The 24081-nt window shown below is 58.1% G+C and carries 19 protein-coding genes, 2 tRNA genes and 1 riboswitch; of the genes, 6 read left to right on the top strand and 15 right to left on the bottom strand.

Going from position 1 to position 24081, the window contains the following annotated elements; all coding sequences use genetic code 11:
* Position 1 precedes the first annotated feature (1 nt).
* From napF to DCS96_RS03135, 5 genes are all read right to left on the bottom strand, one after another.
* Positions 2–496 carry a ferredoxin-type protein NapF gene (gene napF / locus DCS96_RS03160; protein WP_116472895.1) on the bottom strand — a complete coding sequence of 165 codons (495 nt, stop codon included), beginning with the start codon at positions 494–496 and terminating at the stop codon, positions 2–4.
* A gap of 213 nt (positions 497–709) precedes the next feature.
* Entirely contained in the window at positions 710–1690 is a 981-nt protein-coding gene (gene moaA, locus DCS96_RS03155) for a GTP 3',8-cyclase MoaA (protein WP_116472894.1), read from the bottom strand.
* A riboswitch (molybdenum cofactor riboswitch) is annotated at positions 1678–1816 on the bottom strand. (Overlaps the previous gene by 13 nt.)
* 462 nt (positions 1817–2278) lie before the next feature.
* Positions 2279–2653, bottom strand: a complete 375-nt coding sequence (locus DCS96_RS03145; RefSeq protein ID WP_116472892.1) for an Hpt domain-containing protein — start codon at positions 2651–2653, stop codon at positions 2279–2281.
* Positions 2650–4029, bottom strand: a complete 1380-nt coding sequence (locus DCS96_RS03140; RefSeq protein ID WP_116472891.1) for a sigma-54-dependent transcriptional regulator — start codon at positions 4027–4029, stop codon at positions 2650–2652. The genes DCS96_RS03145 and DCS96_RS03140 overlap by 4 nt, the downstream gene beginning before the upstream one ends.
* Positions 4030–4250: 221 nt before the next feature.
* Complete coding sequence (locus DCS96_RS03135) at positions 4251–5009, bottom strand: Nif3-like dinuclear metal center hexameric protein (RefSeq protein WP_116472890.1); 759 nt, start codon at positions 5007–5009, stop codon at positions 4251–4253.
* Positions 5010–5064: 55 nt separating this feature from the next.
* On the opposite strand from DCS96_RS03135, the gene DCS96_RS03130 reads away from it, so the two are divergent.
* Entirely contained in the window at positions 5065–5874 is an 810-nt protein-coding gene (locus tag DCS96_RS03130; RefSeq protein WP_116472889.1) for a DUF1853 family protein, read from the top strand.
* A 20-nt stretch (positions 5875–5894) separates the two neighbouring features.
* Here DCS96_RS03130 and DCS96_RS03125 read toward each other — a convergent pair.
* Both DCS96_RS03125 and DCS96_RS03120 read right to left on the bottom strand, forming a co-directional pair.
* Positions 5895–5968, bottom strand: a tRNA-Cys gene (locus DCS96_RS03125).
* A 13-nt stretch (positions 5969–5981) separates the two neighbouring features.
* A tRNA-Gly gene (locus DCS96_RS03120) sits at positions 5982–6057 on the bottom strand.
* 363 nt (positions 6058–6420) lie between these two features.
* Here DCS96_RS03120 and ggt point away from each other — a divergent pair.
* Positions 6421–8157, top strand: a complete 1737-nt coding sequence (gene ggt / locus DCS96_RS03115; RefSeq protein WP_116472888.1) for a gamma-glutamyltransferase — start codon at positions 6421–6423, stop codon at positions 8155–8157.
* Positions 8154–8525 carry an MGMT family protein gene (locus tag DCS96_RS03110; protein WP_232818170.1) on the top strand — a complete coding sequence of 124 codons (372 nt, stop codon included), beginning with the start codon at positions 8154–8156 and terminating at the stop codon, positions 8523–8525. The genes ggt and DCS96_RS03110 overlap by 4 nt, the downstream gene beginning before the upstream one ends.
* Before the next feature lie 164 nt (positions 8526–8689).
* Here the strand turns inward: DCS96_RS03110 and DCS96_RS18670 are convergent, their stop codons facing one another.
* Together DCS96_RS18670 and topA are read right to left on the bottom strand one after the other, a co-directional pair.
* Positions 8690–8854, bottom strand: a complete 165-nt coding sequence (locus DCS96_RS18670; RefSeq protein ID WP_198649906.1) for a hypothetical protein — start codon at positions 8852–8854, stop codon at positions 8690–8692.
* 251 nt (positions 8855–9105) lie between these two features.
* Positions 9106–11748, bottom strand: a complete 2643-nt coding sequence (gene topA, locus DCS96_RS03105) for a type I DNA topoisomerase (protein ID WP_116472887.1) — start codon at positions 11746–11748, stop codon at positions 9106–9108.
* Positions 11749–12084: 336 nt separating this feature from the next.
* On the opposite strand from topA, the gene astB reads away from it, so the two are divergent.
* Together astB and DCS96_RS03095 are read left to right on the top strand one after the other, a co-directional pair.
* Positions 12085–13422 carry an N-succinylarginine dihydrolase gene (gene astB, locus DCS96_RS03100; protein ID WP_116472886.1) on the top strand — a complete coding sequence of 446 codons (1338 nt, stop codon included), beginning with the start codon at positions 12085–12087 and terminating at the stop codon, positions 13420–13422.
* A 243-nt stretch (positions 13423–13665) separates the two neighbouring features.
* The gene (locus DCS96_RS03095) at positions 13666–14322 is read left to right on the top strand and encodes a Bax inhibitor-1/YccA family protein (RefSeq protein WP_116472885.1); all 657 of its coding nucleotides are present in this window, start codon (positions 13666–13668) and stop codon (positions 14320–14322) included.
* Between the two features lie 747 nt (positions 14323–15069).
* Here the strand turns inward: DCS96_RS03095 and DCS96_RS03090 are convergent.
* The 5 genes from DCS96_RS03090 to DCS96_RS03070 form a co-directional block, all read right to left on the bottom strand.
* Positions 15070–15420, bottom strand: coding sequence for a cupin domain-containing protein (locus tag DCS96_RS03090; RefSeq protein ID WP_116472884.1), 351 nt, complete (start codon positions 15418–15420; stop codon positions 15070–15072).
* Positions 15417–16733 (bottom strand): NAD(P)/FAD-dependent oxidoreductase, encoded by a 1317-nt coding sequence (locus DCS96_RS03085; RefSeq protein WP_116472883.1) that lies wholly within the window; start codon positions 16731–16733, stop codon positions 15417–15419. The genes DCS96_RS03090 and DCS96_RS03085 overlap by 4 nt, the downstream gene beginning before the upstream one ends.
* 11 nt (positions 16734–16744) lie before the next feature.
* A complete protein-coding gene (locus DCS96_RS03080) occupies positions 16745–18118 on the bottom strand; it encodes an FAD-dependent oxidoreductase (protein WP_116472882.1) in 1374 nt (457 codons plus the stop codon).
* Positions 18119–18327: 209 nt separating this feature from the next.
* A complete protein-coding gene (locus tag DCS96_RS03075) occupies positions 18328–19755 on the bottom strand; it encodes an aldehyde dehydrogenase family protein (RefSeq protein WP_116472881.1) in 1428 nt (475 codons plus the stop codon).
* A gap of 3 nt (positions 19756–19758) precedes the next feature.
* Positions 19759–20955 (bottom strand): aromatic ring-hydroxylating oxygenase subunit alpha, encoded by a 1197-nt coding sequence (locus DCS96_RS03070; protein ID WP_116472880.1) that lies wholly within the window; start codon positions 20953–20955, stop codon positions 19759–19761.
* A 322-nt stretch (positions 20956–21277) separates the two neighbouring features.
* Between DCS96_RS03070 and DCS96_RS03065 the strand changes: the two genes are divergently transcribed.
* On the top strand, positions 21278–22978 hold the full coding sequence (locus DCS96_RS03065; protein WP_116472879.1) for a BCCT family transporter: 1701 nt from the start codon (positions 21278–21280) through the stop codon (positions 22976–22978).
* Positions 22979–23049: 71 nt separating this feature from the next.
* Here the strand turns inward: DCS96_RS03065 and gcvA are convergent, their stop codons facing one another.
* The gene (gcvA, locus tag DCS96_RS03060; RefSeq protein WP_116472878.1) at positions 23050–23976 is read right to left on the bottom strand and encodes a transcriptional regulator GcvA; all 927 of its coding nucleotides are present in this window, start codon (positions 23974–23976) and stop codon (positions 23050–23052) included.
* Positions 23977–24081: the final 105 nt, after the last annotated feature.

The raw sequence follows: 24081 nt of genomic DNA, 5'->3' as shown, positions 1-24081 counted from the left end.
GCTACTCCTGACTCAGGATCTCTATGGTCTGTACCGGACAGGGCGCCACGCAGGCACCACATCCGGTACACAGGTCACCGACCAGCTCGGGCCGGGATATACCTCCCGGCCGTGGTTTGAATTGAATGGCTACCGCTTCACACACATCCTGACAGCTGCGGCAATAGATCCCCTGCCTGGCCAGGCAGGCATCCCCGAAGCTGGCCAGCTGCCGCCAGGGGGGCTGCTGTTTATCAACAAAGATGTCTTGCCCGCAGCTGTCGACGCAGCTTCCGCAGAAACTGCACTCCCCTTGGGAAAACCGGATAGTGGGATAACCGCCGTCACCCTGGACGATAATCTGTTCGGGGCACGCCTGCAGGCAGTCTCCGCAGCGGGTACAGCCTGCGGTAAAGTCAAGCCAGTCCACGGACCAGGGCAGGCAATTGGCCAGTTTGAGCGGCGCCAGTCCGCCTTTCAGCCATCGGCGCCTGGAGAGATCCAGCGCTTGTGTCATCGTAATTCCTCCCCTTGTCCGGCGGCTCAACAAACGAGAAGCCAAATGAAGCGAGATAAGACCTTGGCTATGCATGGTCTCTGGATAGGAACAACGATAAGCGGGGATAACAAAGAATGTCTTGTGCTGGGTCAACGAATAGCGTCGAATACAGGGGAAAAGCCGGTGCTTTGCCCCTGTAGGGAAGGGATTAGTGGGCGGGAAATATAGCCGTCAGCCGCCGATTGAAGCGAGGTGGGGAGTCAAACCGGTGTTGCCCTGATGCAGGAAGTGGCTGGCCTTCTTGTCGGCGAGCGCCTCGCGTAGACGGGCCTGCAGGCTTGCCAGCTGGTTGTCCTCTGTCAGCAGGTCGCGGAGATCAACACCGTAATCGCCAAACAGGCAGAGATGCAGCTTGCCCAGGGACGAGACCCGCAGGCGGTTGCAACTGGCACAGAAATCCTTCGCGTAGGGCATTATCAAGCCGATTTCACCCTGATAATCCGGATGCCAGAACACCTCGGCCGGACCATCGTTATGGGCCCTGACCTTCTGCTGCCAGCCTGTTCTCAGCAACTGCTCCTTGATAAGCGCACCACGCACATGATGACGGTTGAACAGCTCATCCATCTCCCCGGTCTGCATCAGCTCGATAAAACGCAGCTGAATGGGATGATGTTTAATCCATCCCAGGAAACGATCCAGCTCGCCATCGTTGAGACCACGCATCAGCACCGTATTGACCTTGACCTGGCTAAATCCCGCTACCAGCGCCGCGTCGATGCCGGCCATGACCTCATGGAAGCGATTCTCGCCGGTGATCTGATGAAACATGCGCGGATCCAGGCTGTCGACACTGACATTGATAGCCGACAGGCCGGCCCGCCGCCAATCGGCCACCTGTTTGGCCATGCGATAGCCGTTGGTGGTGGTTGCCACCTTGCGGATACCCGGGGTGGCCGCCACTGTTTCGATAATTTGGGTGAAATCCTTGCGCAGGGAAGGTTCGCCGCCGGTGATACGCACCTTGTTGGTGCCCATGGCGGCAAAGGCCCGGGTCAGCCGGCCTATTTCATCCAGGGTCAGGAACGACTTGCGCCCATCCGGTCGATAACCGTCGGGCAGACAATACTGGCATTTGAAATTACAGACATCGGTTACCGACAGCCGTAAATAGTAGAACTTGCGCGCAAACGCATCTTGCAATTCAGACATAAACACCTTTCCAAGCATGGGAGGCAAGGACATTTCTCTCCTTACCCTGACAGCCCTCGGGCTGAACGGTCGGGCTACCCTATTCCGCAGAACTTAGGTCAGGCCGACTCGGAGTTTGTAAAATTTATAACCTCACTAACATATGTAAAAAGAGGGTAACAAAGCAAGCGAAATCATTCCCTTGGCCTTGCATCACATCAAGGTGTGCCCCGATCCCCCTGCGCTCCGGCAGGTACAGGTGACCTGTGCGCCATGCCGTATCCTCTTCTTCACGCGATAGCGGGCGCAAGTTCCCGACGCCGGCGACGTAAACCAGAGGTACCATCACGACCGACAGCGATACGGCTTTATCTGAATGGCCAGGAGTGGAAAAGTAGTAAAATGAGAAAACCATATCGCATAGCGCCACATTTTCGCATTATGCAATCTTCTTTTGTCGGGGTATTTGCCGGGAAAGCCAGTCATGGCGGGGCATTAAAAGTTGGCACGATAATTTCATATATATTCGGTAGTCGTTTTTATCCCGTGCTCTCTTCAGCTCTCGCTGAAGTTCGGTCAACCCCTTGGGTTGACCATTTTTTTTGCCTGTCAGCCGCCCCCGACCTCATTTGCCATCTCTTCCAGCAATGCCTCCAGGCCCTGTAACAAAACAGGCGTCATCGCCGACACCCGCTCGCTGTCCTCCCGGCGACCGGCCGCCTCCAGCTTTTCTGACAGAAACTGACAACGCAGCACACCATAGCTGCCACAAACCGACTTCAGGCTATGGCAACTATGGGACAGGCGCACATAATCCCGATCGGCAAAGGCCTGGGCAACCTCCTGCCTTTGCTGGCGGATATCCTCAATAAACAGGGTCAGCAGCCCTTTCACCACCTCAACGCCCAGGTCCTGCCTCAGATGGGCCAGCCGGCTTCGATCCAGCAGGGGCAGGCGGGATTGCAGGTTGTGCCAGTCGGTCACTGTACCGTCTCCCAAGCCTGCAGCTTACGATAAATGGTCGAAGGACTGACTTCCAGCAGGGCCGCGGCCCGGGCGATATTCCCTTTACAGTGGGCAATGGCGGCTTCGATCGCCCGACGCTCCTGAATAGCAAGGGGAAGTACACCCACGGGAGTCGTTACGTCCATATCGGACGGCGGCGCCGCGGCGGTTATGGTCGGTTTGTCCAGCGGCGGCGGCAACATGTCCACCTGGATCCACTCTCCCTGATGCAAGACGACCGCATTGCGGATCACATTTTGCAGTTGCCGTACATTGCCCGGCCAATGATAGGCCTGCAGCCTGTCCGTGGTGTCTTCCGACAGGCCGATAAACGCCTTGCCTTCTTCTCGGGAGACCTGACGCACCAGGGTGTTGGCAATGCTGATCACATCCGCGCCCCGCTCGCGCAACGGCGGTAGATGAATGGGGATCACGTGCAGCCGATAATACAGATCTTCCCGAAAACGTCCCTGCTCGACCTCGGTGAGCGGATCCCGATTGGTGGCGCAGACGATACGTACATCGACCTTGATTTGCTTGGAACTGCCCACCGGCTGAATATAGCCGGTCTGCAGGAAGCGCAGCAGCTTGCTCTGCAGCTCCAGATCCATCTCGCAAATTTCATCCATAAACAGGGTGCCACCATCGGCCCGGATCACCGCCCCTTCCCTATCCTGCAGAGCCCCGGTAAAAGACCCCTTGACGTGGCCAAACAACTCGCTTTCCATCAGATCCTTGGGGATGGCGGCGCAATTCAGGGCAATAAAGGGGCCCTCGATACGGCCACTGAGCTGGTGGACGGCTTCGGCACACACTTCCTTACCCGTGCCGCTCTCGCCGGTAATAAATACGGTGGCGCTGCTGGGCGCGGCATTTTCAATCAGCCGATAGACCTTCTGCATTGGCAGGCTTTCCCCGATAAACCCCTGGAATCGCTCCCGCTCGAATTCATGACGATATTGATCCACCAGCTTGTTCAGGCTGCGGAACTTCATGGTGTTATGCAGGGTGACCTTGAGCCGCTCGGCTTCAACCGGCTTATTGATAAAATCATACGCCCCCAGGCGCATGGCATCGACCGCCACATCCACAGAGCCGTGAGCCGTCATCACTATGGTGGTAATGTTATAGCCCTCATCATGAAGCCATTGCAGTATGTCCATACCGCAGGTGTCGGGCAGTATCAGGTCGAGCAGCAAAATATCGGGAGGCTGCCGACGGATATGGGCCATGGCCTGCTGCCCGGTATTAACCAGGGTCAAAGTCAGCGGCTCATCCTTGAGATAAGCTTGATACAGGGCGGCCAAAGAAGGCGTGTCTTCCACCATCAATACATTCAGCCGTTCATCTACCATAGTCTGCTCCAACTTCTCTCATCCAGATCCCCTTTCTGTACCGACGCTAAAAAACACTTGCAGCGAGTTAACCGTATGTTAACATACATTAAACATCTGATGTGACTCATATGTCACTGGTGTCCACTGCTCATCCATTTTATTTTTGCTGTCAAAACAGCAACTTTTTATGCCTGTGTGGCTGCTGCGAAACCAGGGTATACATGTACCCTGGTCTTTTTTTATGCCGGATTATCAATGTCGACAAACGCGACACTCAGTCCCTGCTCTTTGGCCAGCCACTGGCCCAGCGCCTGAATTCCGTAACGCTCGGTGGCATGATGGCCGGCTGCATAGAAATGGACCCCCAGCTCGCGGGCAATGTGCACCGTCTGTTCCGATACCTCACCGGTGATAAAGGCATCCACTCCCTGCTCGGCGGCAAGTTCAATATAGCCTTGTCCACCCCCGGTGCACCAGGCCACCTTGCCGATCAGCGCGGGCCCCGCTTCCCCTACATGCAACGGAGCCCGCCCTAAACGTTCGGTAATACGAGCGGACAGCTCGGCTCCGGTCAGCGGCTGATCCAGTTCGCCCTGCACCGCCACGGACAGCGCATTGCCTGGCTCCAGGGGCCCCGTCATCCGTATATCCAGCACCCGCGCCAGCTGGGCGTTATTACCCAATTGCGGATGGATATCAAGGGGCAGATGATAGGCATACAGGTTGATGTCGTGACTCAGCAATGCCTTCAGCCGTTGCCGCTTCATCCCGGTGAGCACTTCCTTCTCGCCTTTCCAGAAATATCCATGATGCACCAGGAGGGCATCAGCCCCTCGCTTGATCGCCTGATCGATCAGGGCCTGGCTGGCGGTCACTCCGGTGACTACCCGTCTCACCTCACGTTTGCCTTCTACTTGCAAACCGTTTGGAGAATAGTCCTTAATGGCACTGACATTGAGCAAATGACCCAGGGTCTGCTCCAGCTGTATATTGTTCAATGGCTGCTTCCGATTCGAAAATATAAACGATATTGTAAAACAAAAGGTGACCTTGATGAGTACCCTGCTGTCAGAAGTGTTAACCCACCTGCAAACACCCGTCGTCAGGGATCTGGCCTGGGCGCTTGGTAGCCCCAACCTACTCGGCGGTTATCCTTTTATGCCTGAAAATCAATGGTATAAAGAACTGCTCGAAGAATATGAGCCACGCCTGTATCAACTTGACCGACGCCCTGAATTACTGATCAGCCACACCCAGGCCCACCGTCGCCTGGGGCAGTATTTTGAATCCCTGTGGCACTTTTATCTGCTCGACTCTCCCCGCTTTCAGCTGGTTGCCCATAACTGGCAGCAGATAGAGCAGGGGATCACCCTGGGCGCCTTCGATTTTATCCTGTGGGACAACCGGCTGAACCGTTTTGAGCATTGGGAAATGGCGGTCAAATTTTACCTGATAACAGATCCAGATGAACAATTCGGTCATGCCCTGGGCACAAATACCCGTGACAGGCTACAACATAAGCTGGAGCACATGAGCCAGCAACAGCTGCCGCTCAGCCAAAAACCCACCATTGCCGGCAGGTTAAAACAGCAGGGTACCCTGCCCGAACATCACCGGCTTATCCTCAAGGGTCGACTCTATTACCCACATCATTGCCGTCGGCTGTTGTGTCCCGAAGGAGAAAGGGGGGTATGGGGCTATCAACCACCGGCCGATGATTATCGGGCGCAGCATAAACTAAGCTGGTTAACCGGTCATAGTCCGAGCGATGTGCAGAGCAGTGGTCATTGCTATCTTGGCCCGAAAGGAAATTGGTATTTCTTTATGGCGCAGGACTGGCCGGATATCAAAGGGGGGAGATAAAGCGTCAATAAAGGAAGAGATGGAGGCGCGTTCCGGAGTCGAACCGGACTAAACGGATTTGCAATCCGCTGCATAACCGCTTTGCTAACGCGCCGCAGAACCGAATTTGGAGCGGGAAACGAGATTCGAACTCGCGACCCCAACCTTGGCAAGGTTGTGCTCTACCAGCTGAGCTATTCCCGCACACAATATAACTTTTACTTGAGGCCGCGAGTCGCAACCCTCAATGACTTCAGCAAGGTTAAACTCATCAGCTGAGCTATTCCTGCACACAATTTAACATTTACTTTAGATTACAAATCGTAACCCTCGGTAACGTCAATTAGGTGCTGCTGATATCAACACGGGAGCAGCTCCCTGTCGACGGATGAGGATTATAGGGGCCTTGCCTCACATTACAAGCCATTTTTACGATTACGGATTTGATTGTTTTATTTTTCGACGAGATGGGCATTTTGGCAACAATCCCGGTAGGTAGCCCCGGACTCTGGAAAAAAACCGAGGCCTGACTAAGCTTTGGCAATCATATCGAATCGGGAAATCGCCATGTTGCTTCGCGCCTGGCTTGTTATATGTGCCCTGCTGTTCAGCGGTTATCCACTGGCCGATAACGATGATATAGCCCCGGAGGCGGCCACCGGCTACAAGGCCAACCCCCTGGTCCGGGCCAAAACCAGCATGGTGGTCTCGGCCAATCCCTATGCCAGCCGTGCCGGGCTGGCCATACTGGCGGACGGTGGCAGCGCCGTCGATGCCATGATAGCGGTACAGGCCGTGCTGACCCTGGTTGAGCCCCAATCATCAGGCATAGGTGGCGGTGCCTTCCTGGTACATTGGCATGCCGAGCAACAACAGCTGACCACCCTGGACGGGCGGGAAAACGCCCCGCTCGCGGCCGGGCCGGACTTGTTTCTCAACGAGCACGGCCAACCCCTAAGCTTTTTCGATGCCGTGGTCGGAGGTCGTTCGGTCGGCACCCCTGGCACTGTCCGGCTGCTGTGGGAAGCCCATCAACGCTTCGGCACCCTGCCCTGGCGGCAACTCTTTATGCCCGCCATCGAACTAGCACTCAGGGGGTTCGAGGTGTCTCCCCGGCTGTCCCGGTTAATCGAAGGCGACAGGGAATACCTGTCCCGGGACCCGGAGGCCAGGGCCTATTTCTTTCATGACGATGGCCGGCCACTCCAACCCGGGGAGCAGAAAACCAATCCGGCACTGGCCGCCATCCTCACCCGCATCAGTATCGAAGGTCCATCGGCCTTCTATCGGGGAGATACCCCCAGGGCCATTGTCGACAAGGTCCGCAATGCCGCGCGTCCGGGAACCCTCGCCCTGGCCGACTTTGCCAACTACCGGGTCAAGGAGCGCCCTGCCGTATGCGCTCCCTACCGACAGTATCAAATTTGCGGCATGGGGCCGCCCAGCTCGGGCGCCGTGACCCTGGGGCAGATACTGGGTATCCTGTCTCATTTCGAACTCGCCACCCTGGGGCCCACTACCCCGGAAAGCTGGCGGCTGATCGCCGATGCCTCACGCCTGGCCTTTGCGGATAGGGGCCTGTACCTGGCCGACAGCGATTTTGTGCCGGTGCCGGTCGCCGGCCTGCTGGATCCCGAGTATCTGGCCGGTCGTGCCCGCCTGCTGAAACTAACCGACACCGCACTCACCGATGTCCAGCCCGGCCTACCCCCTCCCCTCGACCGCCGGCCATCACCGGATCAGTCAATTGAATTCCCCTCCACCAGCCATATCAGCATCCGTGACGCCGCCGGCAATGCCCTGTCCATGACCAGTACCATAGAAAGCGGTTTTGGCTCCCGCCTGATGGTGCAAGGGTTTTTACTGAACAACGAGCTGACCGACTTTTCCTTCGTCCCCGAACAGGACGGCAGGCCGGTGGCCAACCGGGTGGCGCCGGGCAAGCGGCCCCGCTCTTCCATGGCCCCGACCATAGTGCTGTATAACAATCAGCCCTTGCTGATCATCGGTTCCCCCGGTGGCAGCCGCATTATCGGTTATGTGCTGCAGAGCCTGATCAATGTGCTCGATTGGGGCATGGATATACAGGAAGCCATCCACCAGCCCCATATTTTGCATCGGGGAGGATCGCTGGAAATTGAACAAGGTTCCCTGGGGCAGGCCCTGCTCCCGGCGATGAAGCAACTGGGCTTCGACACGCAATTAACCGAGCTGAATTCAGGGACACACGCTATCATGATCACACCTGCCGGTTTGACCGCCAGTGCCGACCCCCGCCGGGAGGGAGTCGCCCTTGGACAATGAATGAGAACGCTACCTGCATGAACGAGACATTACCGGTGTCACCCAGCCTGCGTGTATTACAGCTGCTACCCCTGATCCCCAGGGGCCTGGTGGTCAGCTACGGTCAGCTGGCGGATCTCGCCGGACTTCCGGGCCGTGCCCGCCTGGTGGGTCGCATACTAAAGACGGAAGATACCGGAAACCTGCCCTGGCACAGGGTGGTGTCGGCGGCCGGCCGACTCAGCCTGCCGGAAGGCAGCGAGGGCTGGCACGAGCAACGCCAACGGCTGTTGGCCGAAGGCGTATTGATAAAGGGAAATCGGCTGGATATGCGCAAATACCAATGGCAGCCGGATCTGATGGCCATGCTGATGCTGATGGAACACTAGGGACGTCCCGTTACCGCGCATGACCTTTCCAACCGGGCACGATCAAGGCAGCAGGCGCAACACACTGTGGGCCTGTGGGTAGGTCTGCTCACACTGAGCTCGCCCTGTCGGGACAGGTCCCCGGCAGGGCGACAATGAAGCCATCAACCGTACCCGTGCTGGTGTCAGTCGGTTTCTTCCAGTAAATCACTGACATGTACCTGAAAGGGGATGGTTTCATCCTCTCTCTGAAGCAGTACCAACTGATTGATAATATCTACTTCCAATACATAACCCGAGCCATCTGACGTACGACAGATCATTCCCGGCCTAACCTCATGAATATCCATATTCTCTCTCCCTCAGCCATTACCCGCTGCATTTAACAACATCCCTGTTTTTTCTGTAGCCACCATTCGAACACCGTAAAAAACCGTGACCAATGGCAGGCGCCGACAAGCAAACAGTGGGCTTCAGCCTACGGCGAGTCTGCATTCGGAACCCATTACCTATTTTCTGCCCGCCATACCATGGGCTCAGCGGGCATCCAGGTGGTTATCTGGCCGTTGCCAAGGCCTTCCTGGTCCAGCCGGAGAGGGCTTCAAGCCTTCTTGGTCTTGCCCTTCTGGCTAACCTTCCACTGGCCTTCCGCATAATGTGCCGTCCAGCCGGTTGCCTTTTTATTGACCTCGGTCATCACATATTGTTCCTTGTTTTTGCGGCTAAAACGCACCACCGCCTTGTTGCCGTCCGGGTCGGCCACCGGCGCTTCCGTCAAATACAGGAATTTCTGCGGCAGCCGATCCTTGAAACGAATCAGCTCTTCCACCAGCGGTGCGCGGGTTTCCCGTGACTTGGGAAAGTTGCTGGCAGCCAGGAACAGGCCGGCGGCACCGTCACGCAATACAAAGTAGGCATCGGACTGGCTGCAGGGCAGCTCGGGCAGGTGCACCGGATCTTCCTTGGGTGGGGCAACTTCACCGCTCTTCAGGATTTTACGGGTATTGCCACAGGCCTCGTTGGTGCAGGCCATATATTTTCCGAAACGGCCATTTTTGAGCTGCATCTCGGCGCCACAGCGATCACAGTCGATTACCGGACCCTCATAGCCTTTGAGCTTGAATTGGCCCTGCTCCAGCTCATAGCCATCACAATCCGGGTTCTGACCACAGACATGCAGCTTGCGCTTGTCATCGATCAGATAGGCATCCATGGCAGTGCCGCATTTGCCGCAGCGATGCTTGGCCCGCAGGGCGTCGGTCTCGGCCTCGTCGTCGTTGGCCAGTACAAAATCATCACCGGGCACCAGGTTGATGGTCTGCTTGCAGCGTTCCTTGGGCGGCAGGGCATAGCCGGAACAGCCCAGAAACACGCCGGTGGTAGCGGTGCGGATGCCCATCTGCCGACCACAGGTCGGACACTCGATATCGGTCAGCACCATCTGGTTGGCACGCATACCCCCCTCTTCCGCCGGCAGTTCGGCCCGCTCCAGCTCCTCGCTGAACTCCGCATAGAAAGCATCCAGCACCTGGGTCCAGTTGAGGGTACCGCCGGCAATTTCGTCGAGCTTGCCTTCCATCTGGGCGGTAAAGTCATAGTTCATCAGTTCCGCAAAGCTTTCCTGCAGGCGATCGGCGACGATTTCCCCCATCTTTTCCGCATAGAAGCGACGGCTTTCAACCTTGACGTACCCCCTGTCCTGGATGGTGGAAATGATGGAAGCATAGGTCGAGGGCCGGCCTATGCCCCGCTTCTCCAGCTCACGCACCAGGGCCGCTTCGGTAAAGCGCGCCGGTGGCTTGGTGAAATGCTGTTTGGGATCCAGCCGATTGAGGGTCAGCGTTTCTCCCTGCTGTACGGCCGGCAACTCGGTATCGTCCCCTTTGCGTCCCTGGGGGCTCAACACCTTGGTCCAGCCCGCAAAACGCAGGATGCGGCCACGGGCCTTCAGCTCATAATCCCCGGACTGGACGATGATGGTACTGCTGTCGTACTGGGCCGGCACCATCTGACAGGCGACAAATTGCCGCCAGATCAGGTCATAGAGCCGTTTGGCATCCGCCTCCATGCCATCGAGCTGCTCGGCCTTCAGCTGCACATCCGAGGGGCGTATCGCCTCGTGGGCTTCCTGGGCGTTGGCCTTGGCCCCGTACTGATTGGCCGACTCGGGCAAAAAGTCCTGTCCGTACTGCTCCTGGATATACTCCCGCACGCCCTCGACCGCTTCCTGGCTCAGGTTGGTAGAGTCGGTACGCATATAGGTAATGTAACCGGCCTCATACAACCGTTGGGCCAGCATCATGGTGCGTTTAACGCCAAAGCTGAGCCGGGTGCTGGCTGCCTGCTGCAGGGTCGAGGTAATAAAGGGCGCGGGCGGCTTGCTCTGGGTCGGCTTGTCTTCGCGGGACGCCACCTTGAAGCTACCCGCTTTCAGCGCAGCCACCGCCGCCATGGTATCGGCTTCATTGGTGGGTTTGAACTCCCGCCCCTGATATTTGGCCACCATCATGGTCAGCGCCAACCTTTGCTCATTGCTGAGCTCGGCCTGCACATCCCAGTATTCTTCCGGAACGAATGCCTTAATTTCCCGTTCCTTTTCGACGAGCAGGCGCACAGCCACAGACTGTACCCGGCCGCCGGACAGGCCTCGAGCCACCTTTTTCCACAGCAGGGGCGAGACCATGTAGCCCACCACCCGGTCGAGGAAGCGACGGGCCTGCTGGGCATTGACCCGGTTCAGGTTCAGTTCGGACGGGTGACTAAAGGCCTCCTGAATCGCCGACTTGGTAATTTCGTTGAATACCACCCGTTTAAAACGGGCATCGTCCCCCCCGATCAGTTCTTTCAGATGCCAGGCTATGGCTTCCCCTTCCCTGTCCAAATCCGTTGCCAGGTAAACGGTGTCGGCTTTTTCCGCCAGGGATTGCAACTCGGACACCACTTTTTCTTTACCGGGCAACACCTGGTAATCGGCCTTCCAGCCATGCTCCGGATCCACCCCCATACGGGCAACCAGCGCCTGCTGCTCCTTTTGCTTCTTCAGCCTCGCTTTTTCTTCCGCACTCAGATGCTTGGTGTCGACGGCACTGCGACCATTGCCTTTCTTGCCGGCAGAGGCTGAGCCCGAGGTGGGCAGATCCCGCACATGGCCGACACTGGATTTGACGATGAAGTCCTTGCCCAGATATTTGTTGATGGTCTTAGCCTTGGCTGGCGATTCGACAATTACCAGAGATTTACTCATAAAGCGCGTGTTGTTCCTTTAAGTCTGGCCCCTGTCCGGGGTAACCGGTGGCGAGGTATTGACGGCTGTATAAGTGAAAAAACCGCAAAACGCAAACTTGCCTGTACCAAACCGGAAAAAAATTGCATGAATTTATATTTATTTATTAACACCCTCATACCAGCAGGAATCAACTGCTTTTTTTATCAAGGTGCCTGTTCGACCGCTTTTTATGCATTCTTATTTTTGTGGTGAAATCTGTTGTTAAAAACGGGTTACACCCGCCAAATAAAACCACATATAATGTCCCCAAGCAGAATATTTGCAGACATTTCCACCATTTTAAAGGACAATATAATGGTTCAGTTCGAAGCTAATTTTGATGGCCTGGTTGGCCCCACTCACAACTATGCAGGCCTGTCTTACGGCAACGTTGCCTCTCAGTCCAATGCCCAGGATGCGTCCAATCCGAAAGAAGCGGCAAAACAGGGCCTGAAAAAAATGAAGGCACTGAGCGAGCTGGGCTTGATCCAGGGCGTGCTCGCCCCCCAGGAAAGGCCGGATATCGACACCCTCAAGCGCCTGGGCTTTACCGGTAGCGACGCCCAGATCCTGGAAAAAGCCTTCCGGGAAGACCCTGTGCTGCTGGCGGCCTGCTGCTCGGCCTCGAGCATGTGGACCGCCAATGCGGCCACCGTTTCGCCCAGTGCCGACACCGAGGATGGCCGGGTACACTTCACACCGGCCAACCTGACCAACAAATTTCACCGTTCCATCGAACATGAAGTGACCGGTCGCATCCTCAGCCGGGTATTTGCCGATGAGCGCCATTTCAAACACCATGCGGCGCTGCCGACCAATGAATACTTCGGTGACGAAGGTGCAGCCAACCACACCCGCCTGTGTGCCGAATATGGCCAGGCCGGGGTCGAGTTGTTCGTTTACGGCCGCAGCGCCTTCGATCTGCAGGCTCCCGCCCCCAAGCGTTATCCGGCCCGGCAGACACTGGAAGCCTCCCGCGCCGTGGCTCGCCTGCATGGCCTGAGCGACAGCACCGCCATCTTCATTCAGCAAAACCCAGAGGTGATCGATCAGGGTGTATTCCACAATGACGTGATCGCGGTCGGCAACCAGAATGTGCTCTTCTATCATCAGCAGGCCTTCCTGCATACCGAGCAGGCCCTGGCCGAAATTCGCACCAAACTGCCCGGTACCGAATTGCACTTTATCGAAGTGCCGACAGCCGATGTACCGCTGCAGGACGCGGTGAAAAGCTACCTGTTTAACACCCAGATAGTGACCCTCAAACCCGGCCATATGGCGATTATCGCGCCCACAGAGTGCCGTGACACCCCGAGCGTCAACGCCTACCTGAACAAACTGACCGAGCTCGACAACCCGATCCGGGAAGTGCACTTCATGGACGTCAAGCAAAGCATGCGTAATGGCGGTGGCCCCGCCTGTCTGCGGCTGCGGGTGGCGATGACCGATGTTGAACACGCCGCCACCAACCAGGCCTGCCTGATGAACGAGACCCTGTTTGCCCGCCTCAACCAGTGGGTCGATCAGCACTACCGGGATCGGCTGACCCTGAGTGATCTGCGCGATCCGGCGCTGCTGCAGGAATCCCGCACCGCCCTCGACGAGCTGACCCGCATCCTGCAACTGGGCTCCGTGTATCCTTTCCAGCGTTAAGCTGAAAGCAACAACCGCAAGCAGCCAGATCGAACTGCTGTGCCATGGCCGGAAATACTCCGGCCATGGCCCTGTCGGCAGGAAGCCGGTTCACCTCGTTTCCCCCTTCACCGCTCACCATGAGGCAGGACCCAAGCGGTAAATTTACCTGCGATGACTCGACATTGCCGCCATAATATGACCAAATGAGTCATAATCAGTACGTCCTCTTGACCTTCAACCTGGCAAACGGGAGTCAACAACATGCAATTCAACACCTTATCGCGTACCCAAACGGCGGTACAGTCAACCAACAAGGTATTGCGCAATACCTATATGCTGCTGGGCATGACCCTGGTGGTAGCCTCGTTGTCCGCCGGTGTCAGTGCCATGCTGGCCCTGCCTCATCCGGGCCTGATCATTACCCTGGTGGGTTTTTACGGCCTGATGTTCCTGACCGAAAAAAATAAAAACAGTGGTCTGGGCTTGTTGTTTATCTTCGCCTTTACCGCCTTTACCGGTTACACCATAGGTCCCATCCTCAACCTGTATCTGAGCACCAGTTCTGGTACTGAGACCGTGATGCTGGCGTTGGCGGGAACCGCACTCACCTTCCTGTCACTGTCCGCCTATGTGCTGACCACCAAGAAGGACATGTCTTTCCTGGGCGGCATGATGATGGCCGGCTTCGTGGTGATCATTGTCGCCTTCATCGCCAATCTGTTCCTGCAGCTGCCGGCCCTGAGCCTGGCGATGAGCGCCATGTTCATCCTGTTTTCATCCGGCGCCATCCTGATGCAGACCAGTGCCATCATCCATGGCGGCGAGCGCAACTATATTTCCGCCACCATCACCCTCTATGTGTCCATCTTCAATATCTTCCTGAGCCTGCTGCAACTGCTGGGCTTCAGCCGGGATTAATCACCGGCAGGCAATCCCAAAGCAAAGCCCCGCAAGGGGCTTTTTTATCGGTTACTGCATATGCCCGCCAGCCTTCCTTGCTTTATTCAGGATGAGCTTGCTCCGTTTCGCTAACCACAGGCCCGAGCTGTCTTTTGGTTATGGCTCGTCGGTATTCCCAACAAAGCGTGGCACCCGCCGGACTGCTGTGACCAGGAGCCCGGTGAATGGCTTCAAGCTAGTGGGACAAGGACGACTTCTGCTTGAAGATAATTCCCATCCCAGTAAACAATCGATCTATTTCATCCCTGTATTAATATCGGACAAAGCGTCTGCTCCATCGACCCGCATCAAGCCCATCCATGTGACGCTCAGCACATGACATCTGACCGCCATGGATGACGGGAATGCCAACATGGCAGGAGCAGTTGTTGGGCCTGTCATGTGATGGTCGCTGGAGCAGATCTCTTTGTCCTTCTTGATGCAGCAGAGCTATCTGTTGACGCCGTCTTCAGGCAACGCGGTGTTCAAGAAAAGGCAATAGGGACCGCCTCCCACGACCGTGCAATGCCACGGATGGCATTGCCGAGCCCCCATGGACGGTTCATGGCGTGTCGTGGGAGACGGCTGTGTTGCCTCTGTAACCCTGACCAAAGATGATCTGAGCTTTACTGGGATGGTATAAAACACCATTCCGGGTAAGTGCGATGCCCCCCAAAAAAAGCCGGCACAAGGCCGGCAAAAGTACTGCTGTTGGACTGGATACAGTCAGCTCAGGCCATGCAGCTCCTTCCAGTTTCCCGGATGAACCACATATCCAAAGAGGGCATGTCCGCCGTAGACCAGCTCGGTCCCTTCCGGGATCCACAGCATCTGGCCCGGCCGAACTTCATGTTTCTTGCCGTTGGCGGTCAACTCGAAACAGCCTTCGATAACGAAGACCACCTCGTCGTAAAGCAGGGTCCAGGCGACTTCGGCCCCTTCCCAGCGGGCGAAGCCGACCCCGATATTCGGTGACACCTCGGGGCTCAGTGCCCGGGCCACATAGGCGGCCCCGGGGGGGCCACCACGTACCGTGAAATCCAGGTCCTTGCTGTCGATTAATCTTACTTCACTCATATTTCACTCCGACTTTGCCATTTGGCCAGCATGATACGGCTCTTTACCCCCAGTCCCAGAAAGGGCTCGGGTGGATTCAGACTGGGCATGCCGGTGACCTGCTGAATATCCTGCAGCTGCCGGGAATCGGCCCCCACCGCCAGATCGGCCAGTAGGGTGCCGGAGATGGTGCCCCAGGCGGCCCCGACCCCGTTATCACAGGCACTGGCATAGACACCGTCCTCCAGCTGCCCGAAGAAGTTGGTAAAGTTGCGGGAGATGGCATAGACCCCGCCCCAGGTATGGGTAAAGGGCACCTGAGCCAGCTCCGGGTAGCGGGCGACAAAGGCACGACGATGATCGGCCCGGATCTTGTTGCGCACGCCCTCATCAACATTGGCGCCATATCTGGGCACATGTTTATAGGTGTTGCGGATCAGCAGCCGGCGGTCGGCGGTCATGCGCACCGTGGTGCCCGCATGGTCCGCAGGGGTCAGGCCCCAGTCCAGCTGGCCGCCGTAACGGGCCAGTTCGTCATCGGTCAACTGACGGGTCCAGCTGGCGAAGGTCATCACCGGCAACAGCCGGTTCTTCAGATAGCCGAACTCGCGAGTGAAGATGCTGGTGCCCAGCAACAGCTGAGGGGTACGTATAGTGCCCGTGTCCCCCTGCAGCCGCCACATGCCGCCTTCCCGGCTCAGGGTGCGGATGGGCGATTGCTCCAGCAGTTCGACGTTGTCCGGCAGGTGCTCGGCCATGCCGCGCACCAGGGCAGCGGGCTGCATCAGGTAGCAGCCGGGGGTATAGATGGCCCGGCTGTAATATTCGCTACCCAGCACCCCGGTCAGCTCGCTTTTTTCGACCCGACGGTAGGGTTCGCCCAGATCTTTCATCAGGTGTTCGAAATGATCGAGGTAGGCTTCCCCCCGCTCACCGACGGCACCCTGATACTTACCCGCATGAGACCACTGGCAGTCGATACCGTGTTTATCCACCAGCCCCTGTAACTGGGCGATCGCGGCCCGGTTCAGGCCCAGCAGCTTCTGCTTGTGGGCCGGATCCGGATGCTCCAGGGCAAATTTATGGGGCAGGTCGATAACAAAGCCCGAGTTGCGTCCCGAGGCACCGTAAGCCACCCGCTGGGCATCCACCAGCAGGATACGGGCATTGGGCTTGTGCTCGGCCAGGCGCCGGGCCGCGCCCAGGCCGGCGAAGCCGGCGCCGAGTACCACATAATCGGCATTGTGCTCGCCGCTCAACACCCGGGCGGAGGTGGGAACAGGCAGGGCCTGATACCAACCGCAGCTGTTATCATCCAAGGGTAAGGCTGTCATTGTTCGGTTCCTTAAGCTGCGTTCTGTTGCAAGTCGAGCCGGGCCAACCAGGCACTTCTCTGCCCCTGAAGCTGGCTGCCAAGCAGGGCAAAGCCTTTCAATTCACCCTCTGCATTATAAAAACCCGCCGCCAGCTCGGTGCCATGAACCTCGGTGCGCCATTCACCCTCGCCCGCCGCCGGTAACACCGACAAGGGCAGCACCGGGGTCTTGACCAATACCGGCGTGGCTTTCAGGGCTGCCGCCGTGATATTACCCAGCAGACTCTTGACCAGCGCCGGAATGGCCTGGTTAATGGGCGCGATATAGGGCGCCCACTGGCCTTCCACCTCGGCACAGTCGCCCAGGGCGAAGATATGCGGATCCGAAGTCTGATGGCGGGCATCCACACGGATACCACGACCAGTCTCGAGGCCGGCAGCCTGAGCCAGGCCGGCATTGGGCCTCAAGCCCACCGCGCTCAGTACCAGGTCGGTATCCAGCGTGCGGCCGCTCTGCAGCTGCAGGCGATAGCCCTCACCCTGGCGGTCTATCCGGCTGATGCTGTCCTGCAGGGCCCAGTCGGTGCCCAGGCCGGTCAGGGCCCGCTGCAATGCCTGCCCCAGGGGTTGCGGGATCAATCGCTCCATCGGCCATTGTCCCAGGCCAACCACAGTCACCGCTATACCCTGGGCCGCCAGATCATTGGCAAATTCGCAGCCGATCAGGCCATCACCCAGGATAGTCACGTGCTTTTTACCGGCCAGCTGGTGGCGGAAGCGGCGGTAGTCGAGCAGGTCATTGACGCTGATCATTGCCCCTTGTTCGCCCTCGACCGGGATCACGATGGGCGATGCCCCGGTCGCCAAAACCAGTCGGCCATAAGGGTAGCTGCCGATGTTGGTATGCAGCAGCTTGTTTTCCCGGTCGATATGCTCAACCCGGGTATGGGGATAGACCCGCACCTTGAGCCGCTGCTCCCAGGCCAGCGCGGTTTCGCTGACCAGGCTGTCGCCGTCCTTGCCCAGGGCCAGGGCGTTGGACAATGCCGGCTTGCTGTACAGGGCGCCGTCGTCGGCAGTAAACAGGGTAATGGGCAGATCCGGTGACTGGGCGCGCAACGCCGCCGCCAGCTGATAACCGCCATGACCGGTACCGATGATCACCACCGGCTCGGGGGCTGATTCGACCTCCGGAGTGCTGACCTCGGCGACCGCCGCCAGCGGGGCCGGCTCTTCGTCGGTGATCTCCATCATCTCGAAGTCGGCCTTGCCTACCAGGCAGTCGGGGCACACCCAGTCATCCGGCACGTCTTCCCAGGCGGTGCCCGGGGCAATGCCGTCGGCGGGCCAGCCCTTGGCCTCGTCATAGATCAGTCCGCAGATGATGCATAACCACTTTTTCATCTTGTTTCTCCCCACTACCCTGTTTACTGCTGATACCGACATAAGCCGGTCTTTCAATCTGTCTACCGTCGCAAACCGGGGACGGTCAGCCTCACGCCGACTCGCCATGAACTCATCCCTGAGGGCTCCGCTGCGCCATCCCTGGCGCAGAGGGTCGGCTTAGCGACAAGCCATCCCCGGCTCATGTGTTCGTCAATATCCTGACGATATCAACGGTTACTCAGACGGATACCGATATTGCGAGTCTGGACATAGCTGTAAATCGCTTCCTGTCCCTTCTCGCGACCAAAGCCCGACAGGCCCACGCCGCCAAACGGCGTTTCGATGCCACCGGCAAACCATTCGTTGATGAACACCTGGCCGCCGCGCAGTCGGTTGGCCACGCGCAGGGTCTGGCTCAGGCCTTCGCCAAACACCCCGGCCACCAGGCCGAAATCGGTGCCGTTGGCCAGTTCGATGGCGTCGTCTTCGCTGTCGAAGGGCATGATCACCAGTACGGGGCCGAATACTTCTTCCCGGGCAATGGTCATCTCGGGGGTCGCTTCGATCACGGTCGGCGCCACAAAGTAGCCGGACAGCTCCGGATCCACGCCGCCGGTCAGGATCTTGGCGCCCTCGGCCCGGGCCTGCTCGATCATCTCCAGCACCCGCTGTTGCTGATCCTTGGAGACCACAGGGGTCAGATCCGGGTTGCCTTCGCCCTGACCAATGGTCAGGCCTTCGGCCAGGGCGACCACGGCCGCCTTCACTTCGTCATAGCGGTCACGCGCAACCAGCAGGCGAGACATGGCCGAGCACACCTGGCCGGCATTGAAGAAGATGCCGACTTTCACGCTAGCCAGCAGGGTATCCAGGTTCACGTCCTTGAGGGCGATGGCCGCAGACTTGCCGCCCAGCTCCATCACCGACGGGGTGGCCCGCTCGGCCGCATCCCTGAGGATGCGCTGGCCGGTCGGTACCGAACCGGTAAATACGATCTGGTTGGTGTCTTGGTGCTTGACCAGGTGGCTGCCCACCTCCGAGCCCTTGCCACACAGCAGGTTGACCGCCCCCTGGGGGAAGCCGGCCTGCTCGATGGCCTTGACCAGCAGAGTCATGGCCAACGGGGAAATTTCCGGAGACTTGATCACCACCGCATTGCCGGCCGCCAGGGCCGGAGCCAGGGAGCGGGCACAGATGGACACCGGAAAGTTCCAGGGCACAATCTGCACCGACACGCCGAACGGCACATACTGGGTGAAGTCCACATAACCCTTGCCAAGCGGCACCGAGATACCTTCAATCTTGTCGGCCATGCCCGCGTAGTATTCAAAATAGCGGGCCGCCTCGATAAACTCGTCCCGGGCATCGTTCAGGCTCTTGCCGTTTTCCCGACAACCGACCAGGCCGCCCTCGTCCGCGATGGCGCGGATCGCATCGGCGGCCTTTAGCAGCCAGCTGGTGCGCTGGGCCGGGCGGACATCGCTAAGGGCGCCGCTGTCCACACAACGACGGGCCGCGGCCATCGCCAGATCCGCGTCCTCGATGCCGGCCTGGGCGATGGTGGCGTATGCTTCACCGGTGCCCGGGTTCATGACCGTGATTTGGCGGGATGCATCCCGCCACTGACCATCGATATAGTTCTGATAATGCTGCATTGATTAGGCCTCCAGTGCTGCTTTAACCTGATTCGCCAGCCACTTCTGGAAGAAGTGGGTCGGCAGATCCATTTCGGGGGAGAAGACACCACCACCGAATCCGGGGGAGTGACGGCCTTTCTGCATGCCTTCCACGGCACCGATGTCTTCACCGAACACCACACGCCAGGATTCCAGGGTAGCGGTACGGCAGGCAGCGTATTCGTCTTTGGTTGCTTCATCGCTCACATAGTAGAGCCGCAGGTTTTCGATGGTCTTTTCCGCATGGATCGGATCGATCATCATGGCGAAGGCATGATCCGCCTGGATGCCCAGCAGCACATTGGGGAACAGGGCAATATATTCCGCATGACGCAGCTTGTCTTCCGGCCAGCTCGGGAACTTGGGCAGGTGGGTACCGGCGGTGTCGGACAGGTTGTATTTGTAACTACCCTGTCCGGCGAAGCGATCCTCGAACATGATGTTGTAGTGATCTTCCAGCTTGGAATAGGTGTTCAGAGCCGGGTGCACCCAGGGCAGGTGGTAGGCTTCGCAGTAGTTTTCTACGGTCAGCTTCCAGTTGCTGGCAACTTCAATTTCCAGGTGACCACCCATGTTGGCCCGGCGCAGCAGGCTCAGGCCATCTTCGCCCAGGAACTCTTTCCAGCGGGCTTCCAGGGGCGCGATATGCTCTTCGAAGGGAGCCGCATCTCCGGACAGGTTGACGAACACCATGTCCATCCATACCGCGGAACGCAACGCCTTGAGGCCATGCTTTTCACAGTTGAAGCGGTCATCCTTGTGCTTGGCGATGCCGCCCACATGGGGGGTGCCCTTGAGATTGCCGTTCAGATCATAGGTCCAGGAATGATAGGGGCAGCGGATCATGCCCTGTACTTCGCCGGCTTCGTGGACCAGTTGCATCCCCCGGTGGCTGCAGACATTGTGGAATACCTGCACTTCCCCGTCCTTGTTGCGCATCATCAGCAGCGGAAGATCCATAAAGCTGACCGGTTTGACATAGCCGTTCTTGACCAGATCGGACGCAAAGCCGACACAGGTCCAGGTTTTACCCAAAACTTGATCTCGCTCAAAGGCGAAATATTCCGGGCTGGTATAACACTCGTTGGGCATGCCGTTGGCTTCGGTGATCGGGTTTAACACACTGTCGATCTGCTCGAGCTGCCGGACTGGAATAATGGTCTGATTGACATTGCTCATTGTTATTTCTCCCACTGTGACGCAGTGCTCCCTGCGCTGATGTTGGCAACGGGCACGCGGGGTGCCGATGGGGAGCATTCTCGTTAACAGCGGGGTAACAAACAAACGACTTTTTGGCCGGGTATCGATGAGCTTTTGTCATCCATCGCCCAGGTCTCGGCTGTATCCTTGTGAAGCTAACGACTGGTTCTGCGATCCATGCATTACCAGGGTTCACTCGTGGATGAGAAAAAATCAGTTGAGCCAGATCCCGCATATCCCTACTCTCCCCGACGTTAACAAGTAATTAACCATATATGCGTGCAACGCAGAGGGAGGAGTTATGCGTGCAACATCCGGGATTCTAAAAGGATTGAATCCGACCGTGACCATCGCATCCAAGGTGCTGGTCATCGGTTTTGTATTGTTTTGTGCCATCCTGGCCAATCAGGCCGGGCAATATTTTGAAGCCATATCCGGCGTACTGCTGCAGAATATGAAGTGGTTTTACCTGGGACTGGTTAGCCTGGTGGTCGGCTTTTTGTTGTACCTGATGATCAGCCGCTTCGGCCATATCCGCCTGGGCAAGGATAATGAAAAGCCCGAATTCAGCTACCTGTCCTGGATCTCCATGCTATTCTCCGGCGGCATGGGCATCGGACTGATCTTCTGGTCGGTGGCCGAGCCCATGTGGCATTATGCCGATAACCCCTTTAGTCCTGGGTTATCCAACGAATCCGCCGCCACCGCCATGCAGCTGGCCTTCTTCCACTGGGGCCTGCACCCCTGGTCGGTATTTATCATCGTCGCCCTGGCGCTGGCCTACTTTTCCTATCGCAAGGATCTGCCCTTTACCCTGCGTTCAATCCTGTATCCGCTGATTGGCGACCGCATCTATGGCCCGATCGGCCATGTGGTGGATATCCTCACCGTGGCGGTGACCGCCTTCGGCATCTCCCAGACCCTGGGAATGGGGGTTATCCAGATCAACAGCGGTCTGAACCAGGTATTCGGTACCAGCATCAGCCTGGGCGTGCAGTTGCTGATCATCGTGATCCTCTGTACCTGTGCCGTGGCCTCGGTGTTGTCCGGCGTCGGCAAGGGCATTCGCCGCCTGTCCGAATGGAATATGCTGCTGTCTCTGGTGCTGGTGATGATCGTGCTCTACGTCGGTCCGACTCGCTATATCCTCAATACCCTGCTGGAGAGCACCGGCAGCTATGCCCAGAATATAGTGGGCATGAGCTTCTGGAGCGATACCCAGAACGATTCCGGCTGGCAGAACTGGTGGACCGCCTACTACTGGCCCTGGTGGATGACCTGGGCCCCCTTTGTGGGCATGTTTGTGGCGCGCATCTCCAAGGGACGCACCATCCGTGAGCTGATCGGCGGCGCCCTGATAGTGCCTACCCTGATCACCTTCCTGTGGATGTCGGTATTCGGCGGCGCCGCGCTCAAGGTCGAGCAGGATTCACGGGTCGCCTATGAGCAGCAGGCCGTGGTGTTGGCCGAATCCGGTCAAGCGCCACAGGCCGAGTTCGCCGGCGGTCCTATACTGGCGGCGACCAAGGCCGATACCACCCAGGCATTGTTCACCCTGTTCGATAACCTGGACACGGGGACCATGGGCAAGCTGCTGAGCGTGCTGGCCTGCCTGCTGCTGGGTACCTACTTTATTACCTCGGCAGACTCCGGCACCCTGGTGCTCTGTACCCTGGATGCCGCCGGTGCCAGCGAACCCCCGACCTCGATCCGGGTGCTGTGGGGCATAATGATAGCGCTGATCGCGGGTGTGCTGCTCTATGCCGGTGGCCTCAAGGCGATGCAGACCGCCTCCATTATCGCCGGCTTCCCCATCGCCATCTTTATCGCGGTGATGAGCCTGACCCTGTTCCACAGCATTCGTCGGGAGCCCAAGCCCTGGGCCATGCTTCCGGACCATGTGCGTCCGGAGCCGACCAAGCTGGATGGCCCGGTCAAGCCGTTGGCAGAGGCCGAGTCGCAGCAATCCGACTGGACGAAGGCACCCCTGCTCGGCAAGTAAGCTGTATCAATATAAAAGAATAAAAGGCCGGGGAATTCCCCGGCCTTTTGCTTTATGAAAAAACAAATAACTCAGGTCAGCCCTTTCTCCCCCACTTCGCTGGGCAGCTGCTCCAGCAGCCAATGGCGGAACAGCTTGACGCTGCTCGGCACCACGCCCCGGTTCAAGGGCTCGAGCATGCAGAAACTGGCCGGGGTGCGCAGTACCGTGTCCACCGGCCGCACCAGGGCGCCGTTTTCCAGGTATTCATCCACCAGCGAGCCCCAGGCCAGGGCGATACCCTGACCATTGATGGCCGCCTGCAGCAACATGGGGTAATTGTTGATGTTGACCCGGTTACGGGGGCTGGCCGGGGGCAGGCCCACCTGTTCGAACCATTCCTGCCAGCTGACCCAGTCCCGCTGGGACTCATCCAGATAGAGCAGCGTCTTGCCAAACAGCTCCTCCGGCGTGCTCCAGCCCTGGACACGCTCCAGGTAGGCCGGACTGCACACCGGAAACACCTCTTCCGGAAACAGGCTGGTGACCTGCATTTCGTCCGGTGGGAGCCGACAGTAAAACAGCGCGATATCACAATCCAGCCGGCGCAGATCCGTGAGTTGGTCCGAGGCCAGGATGCGCAGATCCACTTCATCGTGTTGCTGCTGAAAGCTGGCGACCTTGGGCAGCAACCAGAGGGCGGCCATGGCATTGGTGGTCGCCACCGTTACCTGCTGTTCTCCCTGCCATTTCTTGATTTCCCCGGTGGCCTGGGCCATGTCCATCAGCGCCCGGTAGATGGTCTGGTAATACTGCATCCCGGTCGGGGTCAGGTTGATACTGCGGCTAGCCCGCACAAACATCGGCTTGCCCAAGTATTCCTCGAGCTGGCGGATCTGCCGGCTGATCGCGCCCTGGGTCACATTGAGTTCGCTGGCCGCCAGGGTAAAACTGAGATGCCGGGCCGCCGCCTCGAAGGCCACCAGGCTATTCAAAGGTGGCAAGGGTTTGATTTTCATCGGAGTTACCCAATATCAAAGGTTAAGCCTATTGTGAACAAAGGCGGCTGGTGACACCAGTCCCATGCAGATAAAAGGCCGAATTAACCGTCGTGCCAGCCCCCC

Source organism: Zobellella maritima, assembly GCF_003075035.1.
In the GTDB taxonomy this organism is placed as follows: Bacteria; Pseudomonadota; Gammaproteobacteria; order Enterobacterales; family Aeromonadaceae; genus Oceanimonas; species Oceanimonas maritima.
This window is presented reverse-complemented; position numbering and strand designations above follow the sequence as displayed.